The 15210-nt window shown below is 31.9% G+C and carries 17 protein-coding genes; 3 read left to right on the plus strand and 14 right to left on the minus strand.

The window, feature by feature from the left end:
- Positions 1-165: 165 nt before the first annotated feature.
- Entirely contained in the window at positions 166-1026 is an 861-nt protein-coding gene (locus BM308_RS10425; protein WP_074945051.1) for a glycosyltransferase family 2 protein, read from the minus strand.
- A 433-nt stretch (positions 1027-1459) separates the two neighbouring features.
- On the opposite strand from BM308_RS10425, the gene BM308_RS10430 reads away from it, so the two are divergent.
- Positions 1460-1639 (plus strand): hypothetical protein, encoded by a 180-nt coding sequence (locus BM308_RS10430; protein WP_074945053.1) that lies wholly within the window; start codon positions 1460-1462, stop codon positions 1637-1639.
- Between the two features lie 147 nt (positions 1640-1786).
- Positions 1787-2284 carry a transposase gene (locus BM308_RS13190; RefSeq protein WP_083425542.1) on the plus strand — a complete coding sequence of 166 codons (498 nt, stop codon included), beginning with the start codon at positions 1787-1789 and terminating at the stop codon, positions 2282-2284.
- A gap of 629 nt (positions 2285-2913) precedes the next feature.
- On the opposite strand, the gene BM308_RS10445 is transcribed toward BM308_RS13190, so the two are convergent.
- From BM308_RS10445 to BM308_RS10505, 12 genes are all read right to left on the minus strand, one after another.
- Positions 2914-4092: a glycosyltransferase gene (locus tag BM308_RS10445; RefSeq protein WP_074945058.1), complete on the minus strand. Its 1179-nt coding sequence runs from the start codon at positions 4090-4092 to the stop codon at positions 2914-2916.
- Positions 4093-4644 carry an acyltransferase gene (locus BM308_RS10450; protein WP_074945059.1) on the minus strand — a complete coding sequence of 184 codons (552 nt, stop codon included), beginning with the start codon at positions 4642-4644 and terminating at the stop codon, positions 4093-4095.
- A 43-nt stretch (positions 4645-4687) separates the two neighbouring features.
- Positions 4688-5809 (minus strand): non-hydrolyzing UDP-N-acetylglucosamine 2-epimerase, encoded by a 1122-nt coding sequence (gene wecB, locus BM308_RS10455; protein WP_074945061.1) that lies wholly within the window; start codon positions 5807-5809, stop codon positions 4688-4690.
- Positions 5810-5866: 57 nt separating this feature from the next.
- A complete protein-coding gene (locus BM308_RS13685; protein ID WP_083425543.1) occupies positions 5867-6442 on the minus strand; it encodes a transposase in 576 nt (191 codons plus the stop codon).
- Between the two features lie 33 nt (positions 6443-6475).
- Positions 6476-6940 (minus strand): transposase, encoded by a 465-nt coding sequence (locus BM308_RS13690; RefSeq protein ID WP_074945064.1) that lies wholly within the window; start codon positions 6938-6940, stop codon positions 6476-6478.
- Between the two features lie 573 nt (positions 6941-7513).
- Complete coding sequence (locus tag BM308_RS10475; RefSeq protein ID WP_074945068.1) at positions 7514-8941, minus strand: oligosaccharide flippase family protein; 1428 nt, start codon at positions 8939-8941, stop codon at positions 7514-7516.
- A gap of 10 nt (positions 8942-8951) precedes the next feature.
- Positions 8952-10028, minus strand: coding sequence for a WavE lipopolysaccharide synthesis family protein (locus BM308_RS10480; protein WP_074945070.1), 1077 nt, complete (start codon positions 10026-10028; stop codon positions 8952-8954).
- 249 nt (positions 10029-10277) lie between these two features.
- The gene (locus BM308_RS10485; RefSeq protein WP_074945071.1) at positions 10278-11015 is read right to left on the minus strand and encodes a glycosyltransferase family 2 protein; all 738 of its coding nucleotides are present in this window, start codon (positions 11013-11015) and stop codon (positions 10278-10280) included.
- Positions 11016-11017: 2 nt separating this feature from the next.
- Positions 11018-11344 carry a cupin domain-containing protein gene (locus BM308_RS10490; RefSeq protein ID WP_074945073.1) on the minus strand — a complete coding sequence of 109 codons (327 nt, stop codon included), beginning with the start codon at positions 11342-11344 and terminating at the stop codon, positions 11018-11020.
- Entirely contained in the window at positions 11341-12057 is a 717-nt protein-coding gene (locus tag BM308_RS10495) for a glycosyltransferase family 2 protein (protein ID WP_074945074.1), read from the minus strand. Before BM308_RS10495 ends, BM308_RS10490 begins: the two co-directional genes overlap by 4 nt.
- Positions 12050-12679: an HAD family hydrolase gene (locus BM308_RS10500; RefSeq protein ID WP_074945076.1), complete on the minus strand. Its 630-nt coding sequence runs from the start codon at positions 12677-12679 to the stop codon at positions 12050-12052. Before BM308_RS10500 ends, BM308_RS10495 begins: the two co-directional genes overlap by 8 nt.
- Positions 12672-13304 (minus strand): PI-PLC domain-containing protein, encoded by a 633-nt coding sequence (locus BM308_RS10505; protein WP_074945078.1) that lies wholly within the window; start codon positions 13302-13304, stop codon positions 12672-12674. The genes BM308_RS10500 and BM308_RS10505 overlap by 8 nt, the downstream gene beginning before the upstream one ends.
- 332 nt (positions 13305-13636) lie before the next feature.
- On the opposite strand from BM308_RS10505, the gene BM308_RS13245 reads away from it, so the two are divergent.
- Positions 13637-14497, plus strand: a complete 861-nt coding sequence (locus BM308_RS13245; RefSeq protein ID WP_074945080.1) for a transposase family protein — start codon at positions 13637-13639, stop codon at positions 14495-14497.
- A 428-nt stretch (positions 14498-14925) separates the two neighbouring features.
- Here BM308_RS13245 and BM308_RS10515 read toward each other — a convergent pair.
- On the minus strand, positions 14926-15210 hold a 285-nt coding region (locus BM308_RS10515), incomplete at its 5' end, for a hypothetical protein (RefSeq protein ID WP_218152561.1).

A 15210-nucleotide genomic window follows, 5' to 3' on the forward strand; every position in this document is an offset into this window, starting at 1 on the left:
ATTCCTTTGTTATCTGTACCTTAGTAACTACTGAAATTACTCTTTCAAGAGCAGCCTTAACGTGTGTTTATAACTAGCGGATTTCCTTTGCAATATTTTTCCCTCTTACGATATTTTAAATATAAGGGGGATAAAATATTCCTATAACTGATCCTTAGTTCAGTATTAAAAGGTTTTATGATCTCTTTCAAATAGTCTTAATATTTTTTTTATCACAACAATTCTATGAGCTTTATCAGAAATTCTTTTTAATTTTTTTATATATACAGGATCCCTTTTATAAACAAAATTCCATCCTTTTACTTCAAGTTCCTTAATTGCATTATTCATTCGAATATCATTTCCATTTCCAGATAAAGAAACATTGTTTTGTCCTAAAATTGTCCCCAAATCAGGTTTAGAGCCCCATAAATCATAATTAGAAAACGGATGTGCTGGGACATATGTATTAATTCCGTGTAAAAGTGCAGCATACGAAAGACTCATATCCTCTGCAGCATATTTATATTTTTTCATATCCTTGGCTTCATCAAACATGTAATGCAACCATTCTTTTTCAAAAAACCAAGAATGACCAACAAAATCCACCATACATGTTTCAGAATTTGGCCGTTGCCATCCTACACGACAATATCCAGAATAAGGGTAATTATTTGAATTAAGAACTGCAACACCTATTGCTCCATAGATACCTCTCTGCTTTTTCATATTTTCCATGCAATTCTCAATCCATCTTGAACCAGGAATAGTATCATCATCAAAAATACATACATATTTTGTATGTACTTTCCTGGCAAAATCAAAACGCCCCCAAACTCCTATATTATCTGTTGCTATAAAGACATTATCAAACTCATCAAGTAAACTCTTTTCAAGAGTTATTGTATAATCTTTGTTCACTTTGTCTTGAAAAAGCCATATTTCTTTTGGTAAAAAACTCTGTTTCTTTAAAGAATCAATTTGACTCCTAAGTGAATCAATTCTTTTATAAGCTGTAAGAATCACTGTAACATCACAGATTTCCATATAATTATCCTATTTTTTTCATACCCAATATCTAAATAAATACATTCTAATTCAGCATAAAATAAAAAATTAAGCAACGTTTTTAAGTTGCAATCCTTTGCTGAACTTAATCAGCATAAAAAGTTCTTTAAAAATTTGATATATAGATCAGTGTGTTAATAAAATATACAGGCTTTTGTTCCGATATTTTGTAATTGTTATATCCGTAAAATTGGATTTTTGAGAAAAGGTTGAAAACTGGTTAATTTGAAAGGAATTAATTGATTTATGGTTTTCTGTTTAATATAATTAATGTGTTCAAAATCAAAGAATTAAACAAAAAAAAACACTGAACAATTATCTCTATTTTTATCAACTCTGTCAAACGATTTTCAAACATCTAAAAACAATCTTATTGATATTCTTTCAAAAAAGCGTATTGCAAGCCTGTCATATGATAACTAAAGCCTGTATAAGAAACCGTAAGTTTTCTTATGCTGATTATATGCTTGGAGCAATGTCCAAAATGAGTGGTTCAATCAGAGATTCTGAGTTTACCCTGAACTCATTTCACATGAACTACAACCGTCATCTTAATGATGAACAGAAAATGAATCATAAATGCATTCATTAGCAGCTAGATTCTGAAGAAAGCCTAACTCTGATTAAAGCTTTAGTGGTTCAAGTAATGTCTCTAGTAAATAAAAGACTATAAACGCAGATTAAAGCACATCTGATGGAGCCTTTAAAGGATTAACTTTCTCTTTTAAAGGTTAAGGACATTGTTCTTATTGATGGTACAGAACTGGACTTACGTAATTCCTGCGTAGATAACTTTTATTGCAAAGGAAAAGGAAGAGTCAGGCTTGACGGTTCATCAGCAAGATCATGTCTTAAGCTTAATGTTGCATACTATCTTTTTAAGCAAAGCTTTATCTATGTTGAGGTATCTGATGCTGTTGGCTCAGAAAGAGACAGAGTTTATAAAGAGTACCTTCAGGACTGTCTGATTATTGCTGATAGAGGTTACATCGATGAGGAGCTTGAGCAGATGCTAATAAAAGCTGGAATTCAATTTCTTATTAAAGGTAAAGCCAATACCAACGGCACCATCACCGATGCTTATGCTGATGACGGTTCAAGACTGAAGCATTACATTGGTAAAAAGCTTAAAGATATCCCTCACAAGATGAATGTAGATGTAACCATCAGAACATCAAAGGGGAATACTTTAAGGATTATTCGTCGCTATAACCCTAAATGGGAAGAACAGAGATAAAATCTCTATTCTGCGAACAAGTGTCCAACGCAAGATTGCAGGAGCAAAACAGCTTTTTGTACAGAATTCGCAGGAACATTGAACTGTTCAACAAGGCAACAAAGAGTGGCAGTAACCTTAAGAGCATCAACTCCAGCAAGAAGAACATAATTCTTATTTTTATCTTACTTTCGTTGTTGGTCTCGCTTATAAATACTCACAGCGCAACCAAGACGATGATAAAACACAGAATTGATGATTTATCCTTACTTAAGGTGCACACCTACAATGTCCTGTATGAAAAGCTTTTATTTGCCGTTGCATATAGAAACAGATCGACTATATATCAAATTTTTAAAGAACTTCTCGGTGAGATTGCACTGTGCTGTAAGCGATCAAAGCCATCTCAGCGAGATCGAATTTTAATTAAAGATCTGCCGTTACTTTTGTGGCAGATCTTTAACCAACTTTTTTTTAATGAAAAATCTCTTAATGATTTGGGGGATGATTTTTTATAAAACAATAAATTTTTTTCGTAAACAACAAATTGAAATTTAAATTATATTACCGTAGAAATTTTAATAAAAAAACAAACTTCACAATTTTTAACAAATAAATATTTACAAAAAATACTTTTCAGCACAATTGCGTTAAGAACAAACTAGTTCATTAAAAGTATGCATCCATTGCTTATAAATACTATTTAAAGAATAATTAGAACTCTTAACAAGAGAATAAGAAGCCATTTTCTTTAGTATATCGTCATTATCCATAAGATATTTAACTTTGGACACCATTTCAGACAAACAAAAGTGCCCATTCTGATTATTCACTATAAGTCCATTTACATTATCTTCAATGATCTCATTTATTGCAGCAAAACTACCGTATACCACAGGAACGACTCCAAAGCTCATACACTCATTTAATACTAATGGGAAGCCTTCATAGTCAGACGTTAGAACTAAAATCGAAGCTCGTTCATAGAAAGGTCTTACGTCTTTTAGTCCTGCAAATAGAACATGTTTAAGTCTAAATTTTGAGACCAATTCTATAAGATCTGTTTTCTGTGGTCCATCTCCTACTATAGTCAATTTCCAAAGGGGAAAAATATGTTCTAATTGAGCCCACATTTCAATAACTCTATTAACTTTTTTTTGAATAGAATCAAGGCGACCAACATAAATAATTTCCTTATATTTTTTTTGAGAATCATACGTATATCCTGAACAATCAATTGTAACAGGATTAGACTGAACTATAAGTTTATTTAAATTATTGATATGAGAAATAGAGCGAAAATTTGACACATAGTAAGGAGAAAGAACTTCAAAGAAGTCACTATGAGAATATATATATCTAAAAGAGTAAGATGTAGCAAAAGAAACGATCCACAAAAGAACTCGAAAAAATACAACAGAAACAATATTCTGATTCTTTAAGAGTTGAAACTTAATTGAATTTATTCTTCCGTTTTGGATTGGATCATTATGGTAAACGGATATAACTTTTATATTAAGATTGTTTTTTGCTTTAAAAATTGTTCTAATTGGAACTAAAGGTAACCCCCATTGATTAATAACAATTTCAATTTGTTTAATAATAAAAATTTTTCTTAAAAATTTAACATTTTTTAAAGAACATTTGTAAGAATCGCAAATATAAACATCTACTCTTTCATCAAATCGATTTATAACCGCCCCACTACCCTTTTTAAAAGAGAAAACGGATACACTGTGACCTTCTTTTGCAAACTTATTAGCAAGAACCGTTGTTACAATTTCCACTCCACCTAAATCAAGAGTTCTAAGTAAAAATAATATATTCATTTATAGAGCAAACCAATAACCGTACTTATTTAGATAATTTATCTCTTTATTTCTCTTTCTTATTTCGATTGCAGGATTTCCTCCAACAATCGTCCATTCAGGCACATCAGATACAACAACACTTCCCGCCAGAACAACAGCCCCCCTATGAATTTTTACTCCAGGCATAATCAAACAGTTAGAAAATATAAAAGAATCATCTTCAATAATCACAGGAGCCCCTTTTGTTTCAAAAAAAGGACTATTTATATTGTGACCAAGAGTATAGATTTTTGTATTATGAGCTATTCCTACATTATTTCCTATAATAATGCGTCTTCGATTATCTAAGTAACACCCAAAATTTATAATAGAATTTTTGCCTATTTTTACATTACCGATATGAAAAAAACGACAATTTCTATGAATCGTACTATCTCTACCGATAATAATACCGAAACATCTTAAAAAATACTTCCTTAAGGGATTTGGAAGAAAAGAAGATGTAATATTAATATAAGCCACGAGGAAAAACTTACATTGAAGAAAAATTTTTTTCTTTATTGTATGCATCGTTAAAGACTCTTTTTCACATTATATGTGAGCAAATTAACAATTAAAAAGATTGCCAAGGACTATATTCTTTTCCTTCGAGAATATCAGCAATTCTCTTACAAGCATAACCGTCCCCGTAAGGATTGCATGCTTTGGACATTTTTATATATTCCTCAGAGTTATTTAACAATTTTGAAAATTCATTGTAAATATTCTCTTCTGTAGTGCCAACCAACTTTAGAGTACCAGCTTGAACGCCCTCTAAGCGTTCGGTTGTATTTCTCATCACAAGAACCGGTTTTCCATAAGAAGGGACCTCCTCTTGAATTCCACCAGAATCAGTTAAACACATATAACACCGTGATTCAAAATTATGACAATCAAATACATCTATAGGTTCAATAATATGAATTCTACTACATAATCCTAGTTCTTTGTTTGCGATAGTTCTAATTAAAGGATTCATATGAATAGGATATATAGCTTTACAATCATCATGTTCCTCAAGAACTCTTCGAATTGCCCTAAACATATTACGCATTGGTTCCCCTAAATTCTCCCTTCGATGAGCCGTTATAAGAATTAATTTATCTTTTCCAACCCATTCAAGTTCAGGATGATGATAATTTATTTGTACTGTTGTTTTCATGGCATCGATAACAGTATTTCCTGTAATATATATTGAATCTTTCTGTTTTCCTTCCTTTATTAGGTTTTCAGCTGCCATTTTGGTTGGAGAAAAATTATAAGCAGCTATAAGGCTAACAGCTTGACGATTAAATTCCTCTGGAAAAGGAGAATATATATCGTTTGTTCTTAAGCCAGCCTCAACATGGCCAATCGGAATTTGAAGATAATAACATGCTAAAGATGTTACAAAAGTTGTTGAGGTATCTCCATGAACCAATACAATATCAGGATGAACACATTCTAATACCTTTTTTATTTTTTCCATAATACCAATTGTAATATCAAATAAAGATTGACCTTGTTTCATAATTGACAAATCATAGTCAGGAACTACATTAAATGTAGATAGAACTTGATCTAACATTTGTCGATGTTGTCCTGTAACGCAAACAACAGTCTCAAAAAAAGATCTTGATTTGAGTTCATTAACCAAAGGACACATTTTTATTGCTTCTGGACGGGTTCCAAAAACGAGTAAAATTTTTTTCTTCATATAAAACTATCAATAAAAAAATTATGTTTTGAGATATAAGCATACATACATGGTTGGTTAAGCAATTAAAGGTATTCTTGGTGGTTTAGATATAACCTCAATAATATGTTTAATGCTTTTACCTCTCATGCGGTTTATAAAACTTGTAGAGCTTTTAGCATACGTTTTGAACAGAATAAGATTGCGTTCAAAATAGGCAGCTAAACGCTCGGTACCTTCAAGTGCCAACTCAATTATATCCATGAAGTGGCACTTTATGCGATTCACCAGTTTCTTTGGTGAAAATGTTGTATCAGCAGCCTTTTGGAGCTGCTGACCAATAATCAGCTTGAGCGGATAAACAATCTGGCTCAGGTAAATAAGGGACTGCACAATACCTGATTTATGGGTATTACATTTTTTTAGTGAGCAGAACCCCCTAAGTATTCTGAATGAAATTTCAACCTGCCATGTGGCTCGGTACAGTTCTCCTATCTGAATGGCATCAAGAGTATCCTTCGGGATATTTGTTGCGAAGTATACATGTTTATCCAGAGCTTCATTGTATACAGCAACAATTCTCTGTTTTGTGCCTTCAGGAGTTATTACCTCAAAGTCAAAGGTGACCTTTTTCTTAAAGAGATCATCTTTGATTTTGTAGTAAGAATCAAACCTGGTTTTTACGTTTTAAAATTCAGTAACTGTTCCATCGGAGTTGTACTGTAGGTAACTGACAACTTCCAGAGCAGAGCCTGATTTTAGTTTTATTAGATAGTAGCCTTTTGCTTTTGCTATCTGCGAAAACAGCTTTTTGGATGTATATCCGGCATCAGCCAGCAGTAGTCTGTTTTCAAGTTTATACATGCTGATTTCTTTTCTCTCAGATGCAACACCTGAGGTGATTGAAGAACACAGCTCAGTAAAAGAACTTAAAGACAGCGTACGGTTTAGCTTAGCGTCATAAGCTCCTTCGAATTTGCCTTTGTACTGATTGCAGTTGCAGGCAATTTCGCTGCCGTCCTGAACCAGGATATCAATAAGGTTAGGTAGTTTTAACCTTAATACATCCACAAGTTCTTTTGTATCAGACAGAACTTCATTGATACTTATCTCATTGAGTCTGTCACCTAGAGACTTAAGAAACACTGGCATTTGCTTTTTATCGAGAAAATCGTAAAGGGCTCCCAAGACAGAGCTTTTTCTCCTTTCTTAAGCATTTTGCAGGTGTATTCGTAGTGAATATTCCTAAGAGTAAATTCCTTGTCTCTGTTTAAAATTCCAATGACCGTGTAAATAAAAACAGCAGGGTCAAACAGGCGGCTTCTGACAACAAGTTTAGTGTCACGAGCCAAATTATTAATTTCGAGATCTGATAATACAGACTGAAGTAAAGAGCTTAGAGAATTTAAAGAAAGATCTGATCTAAGATACAATGAGTTCATGCGGCTGCTCCATTTTGTTGTTTTTAGCGATTTAATAATAAAATGAACAACCGCCTCTTTGATGCCTCATCTTTTTAGATCGATATCTTTTCTTAATTAATCAGCTAGTTACCTATATATTTTTTTAGATCTCCTTGTATTATAAGTATAAATAACTCAACTTTAGCAGTTCGATATTAACTGATAAATGTTAACTAGATGCGATTAAGCACCACATTTATTAGCCGATTTTTAGTTAAAATCGAAACGCAAAACTAGAGATAATAAATACTGTAAAGAAAAATCAAACAAATCGTTTAATAAAAGATATAAAATAATCCCTATAAAAAACAAATAATAGAATAAATACTGACAAAATTAAGTATTTTATCAAAAATACATTACTTACAGCATTTATAAAAAAAGAAGAAAGAATAAGAATAACAGATATAAAACTTAAACATTTAATGTCATATATTTCACGACCAATATTTTTTTTACAACACTTTTTATAAAAAAAATAATGAAGAATACAAAAGAAAAAATAACAAGCAAAAGTTGTATACGCTGCCGCTTTGTACCCATATAATCTAATAAAAATATAATTAAGTACAATATTCAACAGTGCACAAGCAACAGAAGCTATAACTATAGTATATTTCTGCTCAAAATATTCTTGTACCCTTGCAAATAACTGAAACAAATAATTAAAGAAAACACCCAAAGAAATAGGGATAATTAAAGAAACACTTTCAATATATTTTCTTCCGCCGAAAATCAAAACTATTTCATAACCAAATAACATAACAAAAAACATTACAACGGCAACAAAAGCTATTACAAAATTTGATGTAACTGCTAATTTTTTGAATTCTCTAGATTTAATTTTTTGATACTGATATGGTACAAACGAAGAATTTACAGAACCAACAGCTAAAAATATTAGATTAGCAACAGAATAGGCAATACTATATATGGCGACATCGGAGGAAGAACACAGAGAATTTATCATTATTCTATCAGAACTTTGCAGAATCACCTCAGACAAGTAATGAGGAATAAGTGGAACAGAAAAACCTAAACTAAACCACCATAGATCCTTATTAAAAAAAGTTCCACTATTTCTTATTGAATTATACAAAATATATAAAGAAATTATGAAAGCACATATTACTTGTGGATAAATTTTCGAAAAAGCGGTTCTGGAATAAAAATAAACACAACAAACTCCTACAATTGAGGTTATAGCTGTATTTAAAAGAGTTGCAATAATTATTGGTTTATATTTATATTCGTATTGCAGTTTTGTCATCCAAGCAAAAAAAATATTTTGTGTTACACTGAAGATAATAACAAGCCACAAAAACACCCCTGTAACGGAGGCGATTTTTTCTATATATTCTTGTAGACAAAAAATAACTATAGATAAGATAAAAGAAATAAATATGCTCATAAATATACAAGAGCTTAATACTTTTTTACTGCAATTATCTCTAGAAAACAAATTCATCATTGCTCGCCACGTAGATAATGTTATTATCGGAGTAACAACACTAGTCCATGCAACAAAAGTACTTGCAATGCCGTATTCTGTTGTAGATAACAAACGTGTAAAAACAGGCGTTGTAATCATACTGATTCCCTTTTGCAAAAACTGACAAATTGCAAACCAAAACGCTGTTTTTACAGTTACAGGAAGGGAAAAATATTTTAATAAAATTTTATCAAACATTTATGGTTTATCATTCAACTTTTATTTCTAGTTCTTGCTCATATTTATCTTTATAGGTAATATCCCCTTTATACAAACAAAACCAAGAACAAAAATCAAATCCCATCAGATACTTTAAAACATCTGAATCTTTTGAATAGTACTCGCTATTATTAACGTGATCCATCCTAGCTGTACGATACTTTAATGTAAACAAATCGACATCAGCTCTACTCATACAAATAAAATAATCTTTTAAGCATTGCCAATACTCATAAACACTATCAGAGCAATCCTTTGAAAGATAAGTCTTTAAATAATGTTTCATCAAGTATATTTCTGGAGGATACATTTTTTGACTTAATTCTTTTCTTGACATAACGCCAATTTTATGTACAACTCTATGATCCAAATCACAAGAAAAAAATTTTTCAATATCGTCAATATGACCATAATATAAGAAATCGCTTACATAATACGGAGTAAACATATTATTACAAAAAGTTGATGTTACAACAATTCGAGCTCTCATTTTATTAGTATTTGGTTTAATATCGCTAATTAAATGAAACATGTTATAAAATATATATTTCTTACATATTCTTTGGTCAGTCCTTGTTTTTGCTATAAACTTAATTCCGAGTTCTTTTCCTTTTTTTATTCCAGCCAAAGAACTTTTAATTTGATAATTTATATTCATTACTCCAGAAACTTGAGGGCATGTAGATTCAACAACTTCAACATTATACTTTTCAAAAAAAGAAAAAAATTGCTTATCTGATACTTCACCCTTCCAGGTTGAAACAATGATTACAGCATTTGGATATATTTTTCTATAAAAAATAATAGTATTTTTTAAAAAGTCTTTGCATCTTAAAACAGGGCCTTGTAATACAAGCGCAAATTTTTTTCCAATGCAAAAATTTTCTATAATGGGTATAGAAGCAACAGGATTAAAAGGGCGGGCTCTAAATGATATAAAACAATCATTATCAAATGATGAACAAATGAGATTCATTGCAAAATCAGAGTGTTTTTTATAAAACAAAACCCTAATAGGCCAAAGATAAACTCTAATTATTTTTGAAATAAATTGACTTAGATTCATAATTCTTAATTATTCAGCCCTACTTTAAAACAATCCCATAATATTAAATAAACAGCAGGCAATTCACATAAACACATTTATGCACTTTTTTCTACGTGGTGATGATACAAAAACATAAAATACGTACTGTATCCTTTTTTTTAGAGATAAAACAACCGAAATTCCTAGTTAAAGAGTATACAATTTGGAGTTTTTTCAAGCTGTGAAATTATCAAATTGATAAAACAGTGATATTACCTATTAACTATTTTATATACAAAATATTTTTTTAGAAAAAGACTGTTCCATAAAATAATTTAAATCTTCTGGAACACCAAGTCCAAACATACAACTACCAACATCCGAAAAAACAATTTTCTTTCCAGACTCAATCATCTCGTTGTAAACAGGTGCAACATAAAATTCGTTATTGACTCTTATATTTTTCTCAATCATTTGATGTGCAAAATTCACAAAATCCTTTCCATGTTTATAATTATAAATACCAACAGTTGCCTGATTAGATATAACTTCTTTCTCTCTAACAAGTGTTACAAAGCCATTATCATCGTACTTGATATAGCTCCATTTGGGATGGTCAGCAGGCATAGTCATTATTAAACCATCATAATCTTTTATTGAATCAAGATAATCATCGATATTAGTAGCAACATACTGATCACTATTCGCAATCATGAGATAATCATTATTATCAATATATTTTTCAGCTAGCAAAACAGTACAAGCTGCACCTTCAGTAACATGATCAACAGGTATAATGATGCAGTTTGGGGATATAGATTTAAGCTTATTCTCCAAGTCATATTTGGTCATATGTTCTTGTTGACATATGTATATAAAACGATGAGCACAAGTTGGAGTTATATTTTTTGTTACATACTCAATCATTGGATGACCAAATATATCAATCAATGGTTTGGGCATTTTATAACCAGCATTAGCAAAGCGACTACCTCTTCCTGCCATAGGAATAACAATATTAAGCATAACTATTCTCCGACTACATATTTATCATTTTTTACACTTGGAATTTTTACAACTACATTAATACTATCATCCAAGGATTCAAAAGCAGTTGACTCTCCTGGTTCAACAATAATAATTGCTCCTTCAGAAAATTCTTGGTCAAACATTCTTACACGCCCCTTTAGTACAACAGTATACTCCGTAGCAATTTTGTGAAAATGTGATTGTTCAAAATCCCCCTTTTTATAATATTTTACTGCAACTTCACAATCTTTAGTTTTGCATAAAGAAGGGTCAAAATTACCAATAAACCACCCCTTTACCATAGAATCTAATTTAGCAATCTTCATTTGAGACTCGCCTCATACTCTTTGATTTTTTCAGGAGAATAAAATGATTTATAATGTTCTTTCTGAATTTCAAAAAATCCAACCTTTTTTCCCATCAAAATCATCTCATTAATCGAAGAAGAAATAAAATATTTGCCTTCCAAATTATTCTGTTTCAAAAGAGCTTTTTTAGAGGCTTCCACAAAATCTTTGCCATGTTTATAGTAGTAAAATCCAGCAATTGCATTATTGGAAATAGGTCTTTTTTCTGCAATTTCTACGACCTCATTGCCACTCAATTTAGCATAACTCCAACGAGGATGTATATTAGGAAAAACTATAACTCCACCATCAAAGGTGTTTTCTTCAAAATACTTAATAACTTTACGATAATCGACATCAATAACCTGATCACTATTAACAATCAATAAAGGAAGATCATCATTAATGTAATCAACAGCCATAAGGCAAGTACATAAAGCACCAGCAGTTTGATTTTTTAATTTAATAAACTGACTAGCCGGTGTTAAAATTCTAACAGAGGCATCCAAATGAAATCGTTTGCAGTCATCATCATTAAATACAAAAATATAATTTTTTGGATTAAGGCAATTATAATTATCTACAACATGCTCTATCATCGTTTTTCCATTTATTTCTGTTAATAGTTTCGGAAAAAACGCGTCCTTAAAAAAAACAGAATTCCCCATGGCTGGAAGTAACACATTAATCATTTTCATTATTCCTTACAAGCTGCATTATATTTTCATAAGTAACATCATATACAGTTGCAACTTCTAATACAGATGCACCACTGGCCCTACCAGCAAGAATTCCATTATAATTATCTTCAACGACTATACATTCGCTTGGACTAACACCAAGTTTATTCATTGCAGTTAAATACATTTCTGGGTCTGGTTTTGCGTTTTTAACATCCTCATTAGAAACAATTAAATCAAGATACGACGATAATTCTGCTTTATCCATCATTAGTTCAATTGTATTTCTAATAGAATTAGAACAAACAGCCAATTTATAACCTTCTTGATGAAGTTTAGATAAAGCATATTCATGATGAAACATAGGATGACAACGTTCATGAATCAACTCAACAGTATATATTTGCTTCATCTTATTAACAAAGGAATGTAGACTTTCAGGAAGAAAGAAACGCTTACTCAGTTTCTGAAGCTTTACTTTTGTTGGAAGCCCGTCAAATGATGTTAAATGATCATACATACTAATTTCAAGGCCAAACAATCCCAAAGCCTTATTAAGAGCTTCGTAATGCCACTCTTTAGCATCAATTAAAACGCCATCCATATCAAAAAGAATTGCTTTAATTCTACTCATTAAAATACTCCTTAGCTTCATCAGGGACATCTGTACATAACATCACATTTCCATCATTGATTACATAGTCTTTAATTCTTTTCCAAAATAGCTTATAGTCTGATCTTCCATGAAGCTCAGGAGATACTAGACATATTTTTTTTTCATTTTTTAGATGCTCCTTCAACAGGCGTTCCGTAATCCAGTCTGTAGACCAAAACCCATCGATCCAAACACCTGCTGCTTTATCGTATAAACAAGGATTTAATTCTATTTCACTCTGACGGGTAAAAAAATTTAAATTCATATCCATGAATTCGACCATTTGAGGAACAGACATGTCAAAAAGAAAATAATTAGAGATCTCATATTTAGTAAGCAATGAAGACAAAACATCCTTTAATCCATCCGCTTTGATATTGATTGCAAATGTATATTTATCCTCAAATTCATGAAGCCATTTAAATACAACTTCTGCATCTAGTGCATTTTTATCTGCTATGTTATGAGAAATAACCAATCTCTCACAGTAATCACGAATATCAGATTCAAAGCCAAACCCCTTCTCTATTGCATAACGAATAGCTTTTTCTGAATTGTGTTTTATAGTTTTATTCCAATATCCTCGATGAGCCAAAATATTCAATTAACATCCCTCCCAATTTTTTTCACATTATTATGAGTAATAATTTTAATCTTTTTTAAGTTAAACACCATATCAACTTCGCAGATTCTCTAAAAAAATTGAATTTTAGGATTTTCTAGAGCACTGTCTAGGATGAGTGGAGCACATGTTTTATGGGTCTGTACAGAAAAGTGTGGGATGGCAATAAGATAGTGAAATAAAAAAAGGGTCTAAGTTATAATTTTAAGTGAACAAAAAAAAACAAAATTAAAACGTGACCCAAGAATGAATATTACTGCTCTAGATACATTTAAGCAAGGCCATGGTTACATTTCTGTTGTTCCTTTGGAGGGATGTTTATATCTTTACCTTCAGGTTTAGATTGTTTTAAACAGACTCAGTGTAGGATACAGAGAGTCAACAGAAATGATGGAACTAAGGTAAATCCATTAGTTAGAAGGCATGATGAGTATGAGTTGTATGGAGTCTGTACTCAAAAGTATGAACCAAAAGTATGTCCTCGATGTGGGGCACCGCTGCATCGTAATGGAAGTATAACCACAACATTAAGACATATACCTTTAGGAGATTCATATTCACTAGTTGAAGCAGATAGGCCTCGTTTCCGCTGTTCCAGCCAAGGATGTGATTACAGTGAGGTTGGCTGTATTCCATTCAAGGCTCAAGGTCATCTGATTACAGAACCTTTGAGACAGTATACAGAATCGTTACTGGCATATGGAATGACATTAAAGGAAGTTGCTCATATAACAGGGCTCCACAAGTGCGTTGTTAAGGATATATATAAAGCAAGACTAGAAGGACTTTACGTAACAGTAGATAAGGACGGAAAGAAAACCTTAATCAAGCCGGAGCAGCAAGCCAGATTTATAGGCAAAGATGAGTTTAAGCTGCATGATGGACATAAATATGCCACTGTAATTCTCGATATGGAAAGTGGCTGTATTTTATGGCTTCAGACCGGTAAAAAGAAACAGGTTGTATACGACTTTATAGAACATGTAGACCTTGAATGGATGTGTGCTTGTAATTATCTTGTCACAACCTTTTTTGTTGCTTTGACTCTGTACCTCTATATTTGCTATAAGGATTCTCGTTCCTTATTTACTTATATTTCTCTTTTTTTCATTGCGTTATTTGCTGGCTGTGTTACCATTTTGGAGGCTGATGAGGAGGAGATAACAGGAGCTTGAGGTGTTTTTTTACTCTGTTCAAACTGCTCCTGCTTAAGTGTTACTATATTAACGCTCTTTTCGTTATCATCTATTTTCATAATCCGGGCTCTCTCATTCTTTATTTTGTCCATCTTTCTGTAAAATGCACTGCGTCCGCATTTTATATTTCCTCTTATTTTTTTCTCAAAGAAATCTCTCATGTTTAGTAAGTGAGGACTATTTGGTCCCGTTAAAATTTTGCATCGCGATTTTATTATGACTGCTGTCAGAAATATGCTGACAGGACATCAGTTACAGATGTGGCGAGCCGGCTTTATTAATCGCTGATATTAGGTGCTGATGAGGAAATTTGAATAACACCTGATTTGCATGCGCTTGGGGATGGTTTTAGAGGAGTTTTTTGTTAATCTGCAGATTAAATTATAGGAATAATGATGTGGGAGGGGCTATATTCCTAGCCCTTTCTCTAAGCACTTACGATAATCGTAAGGTGTTAAGCCTGTTACGTCAATTTTGTCATAGCCAATATTGTTGCGGCTGTCATACATTGATATTGTTTCTTCTGAGCCGACCATTTTTCTTCTTCCAGGCATTTGAAAGAATGTTGGATCATCGTGACCTTCAATGCGTTTTTTATTCATACGCCACTTAATGTTTGCAACCAGCCATTCCATATAATGCTGTGCAGGTACTTCATTTAGAATGCAACTGTTGATAATGGTCTGATAATC

The sequence above is a fragment of the Succinivibrio dextrinosolvens genome (assembly GCF_900116345.1).
Lineage (GTDB): Bacteria > Pseudomonadota > Gammaproteobacteria > Enterobacterales > Succinivibrionaceae > Succinivibrio > Succinivibrio dextrinosolvens_B.

Coding starts and splice junctions, on each gene's coding strand:
- BM308_RS10425 (WP_074945051.1), bottom strand. CDS start 1,026: ATGGAAATCTGTGATGTTACAGTGATTCTTACAGCTTATAAAAGAATT.
- BM308_RS10430 (WP_074945053.1), top strand. CDS start 1,460: ATGATAACTAAAGCCTGTATAAGAAACCGTAAGTTTTCTTATGCTGAT.
- BM308_RS10445 (WP_074945058.1), bottom strand. CDS start 4,092: ATGAATATATTATTTTTACTTAGAACTCTTGATTTAGGTGGAGTGGAA.
- BM308_RS10450 (WP_074945059.1), bottom strand. CDS start 4,644: ATGCATACAATAAAGAAAAAAATTTTTCTTCAATGTAAGTTTTTCCTC.
- wecB (WP_074945061.1), bottom strand. CDS start 5,809: ATGAAGAAAAAAATTTTACTCGTTTTTGGAACCCGTCCAGAAGCAATA.
- BM308_RS13690 (WP_074945064.1), bottom strand. CDS start 6,940: ATGCCAGTGTTTCTTAAGTCTCTAGGTGACAGACTCAATGAGATAAGT.
- BM308_RS10475 (WP_074945068.1), bottom strand. CDS start 8,941: ATGTTTGATAAAATTTTATTAAAATATTTTTCCCTTCCTGTAACTGTA.
- BM308_RS10480 (WP_074945070.1), bottom strand. CDS start 10,028: ATGAATCTAAGTCAATTTATTTCAAAAATAATTAGAGTTTATCTTTGG.
- BM308_RS10485 (WP_074945071.1), bottom strand. CDS start 11,015: ATGCTTAATATTGTTATTCCTATGGCAGGAAGAGGTAGTCGCTTTGCT.
- BM308_RS10490 (WP_074945073.1), bottom strand. CDS start 11,344: ATGAAGATTGCTAAATTAGATTCTATGGTAAAGGGGTGGTTTATTGGT.
- BM308_RS10495 (WP_074945074.1), bottom strand. CDS start 12,057: ATGATTAATGTGTTACTTCCAGCCATGGGGAATTCTGTTTTTTTTAAG.
- BM308_RS10500 (WP_074945076.1), bottom strand. CDS start 12,679: ATGAGTAGAATTAAAGCAATTCTTTTTGATATGGATGGCGTTTTAATT.
- BM308_RS13245 (WP_074945080.1), top strand. CDS start 13,637: ATGTTTATATCTTTACCTTCAGGTTTAGATTGTTTTAAACAGACTCAG.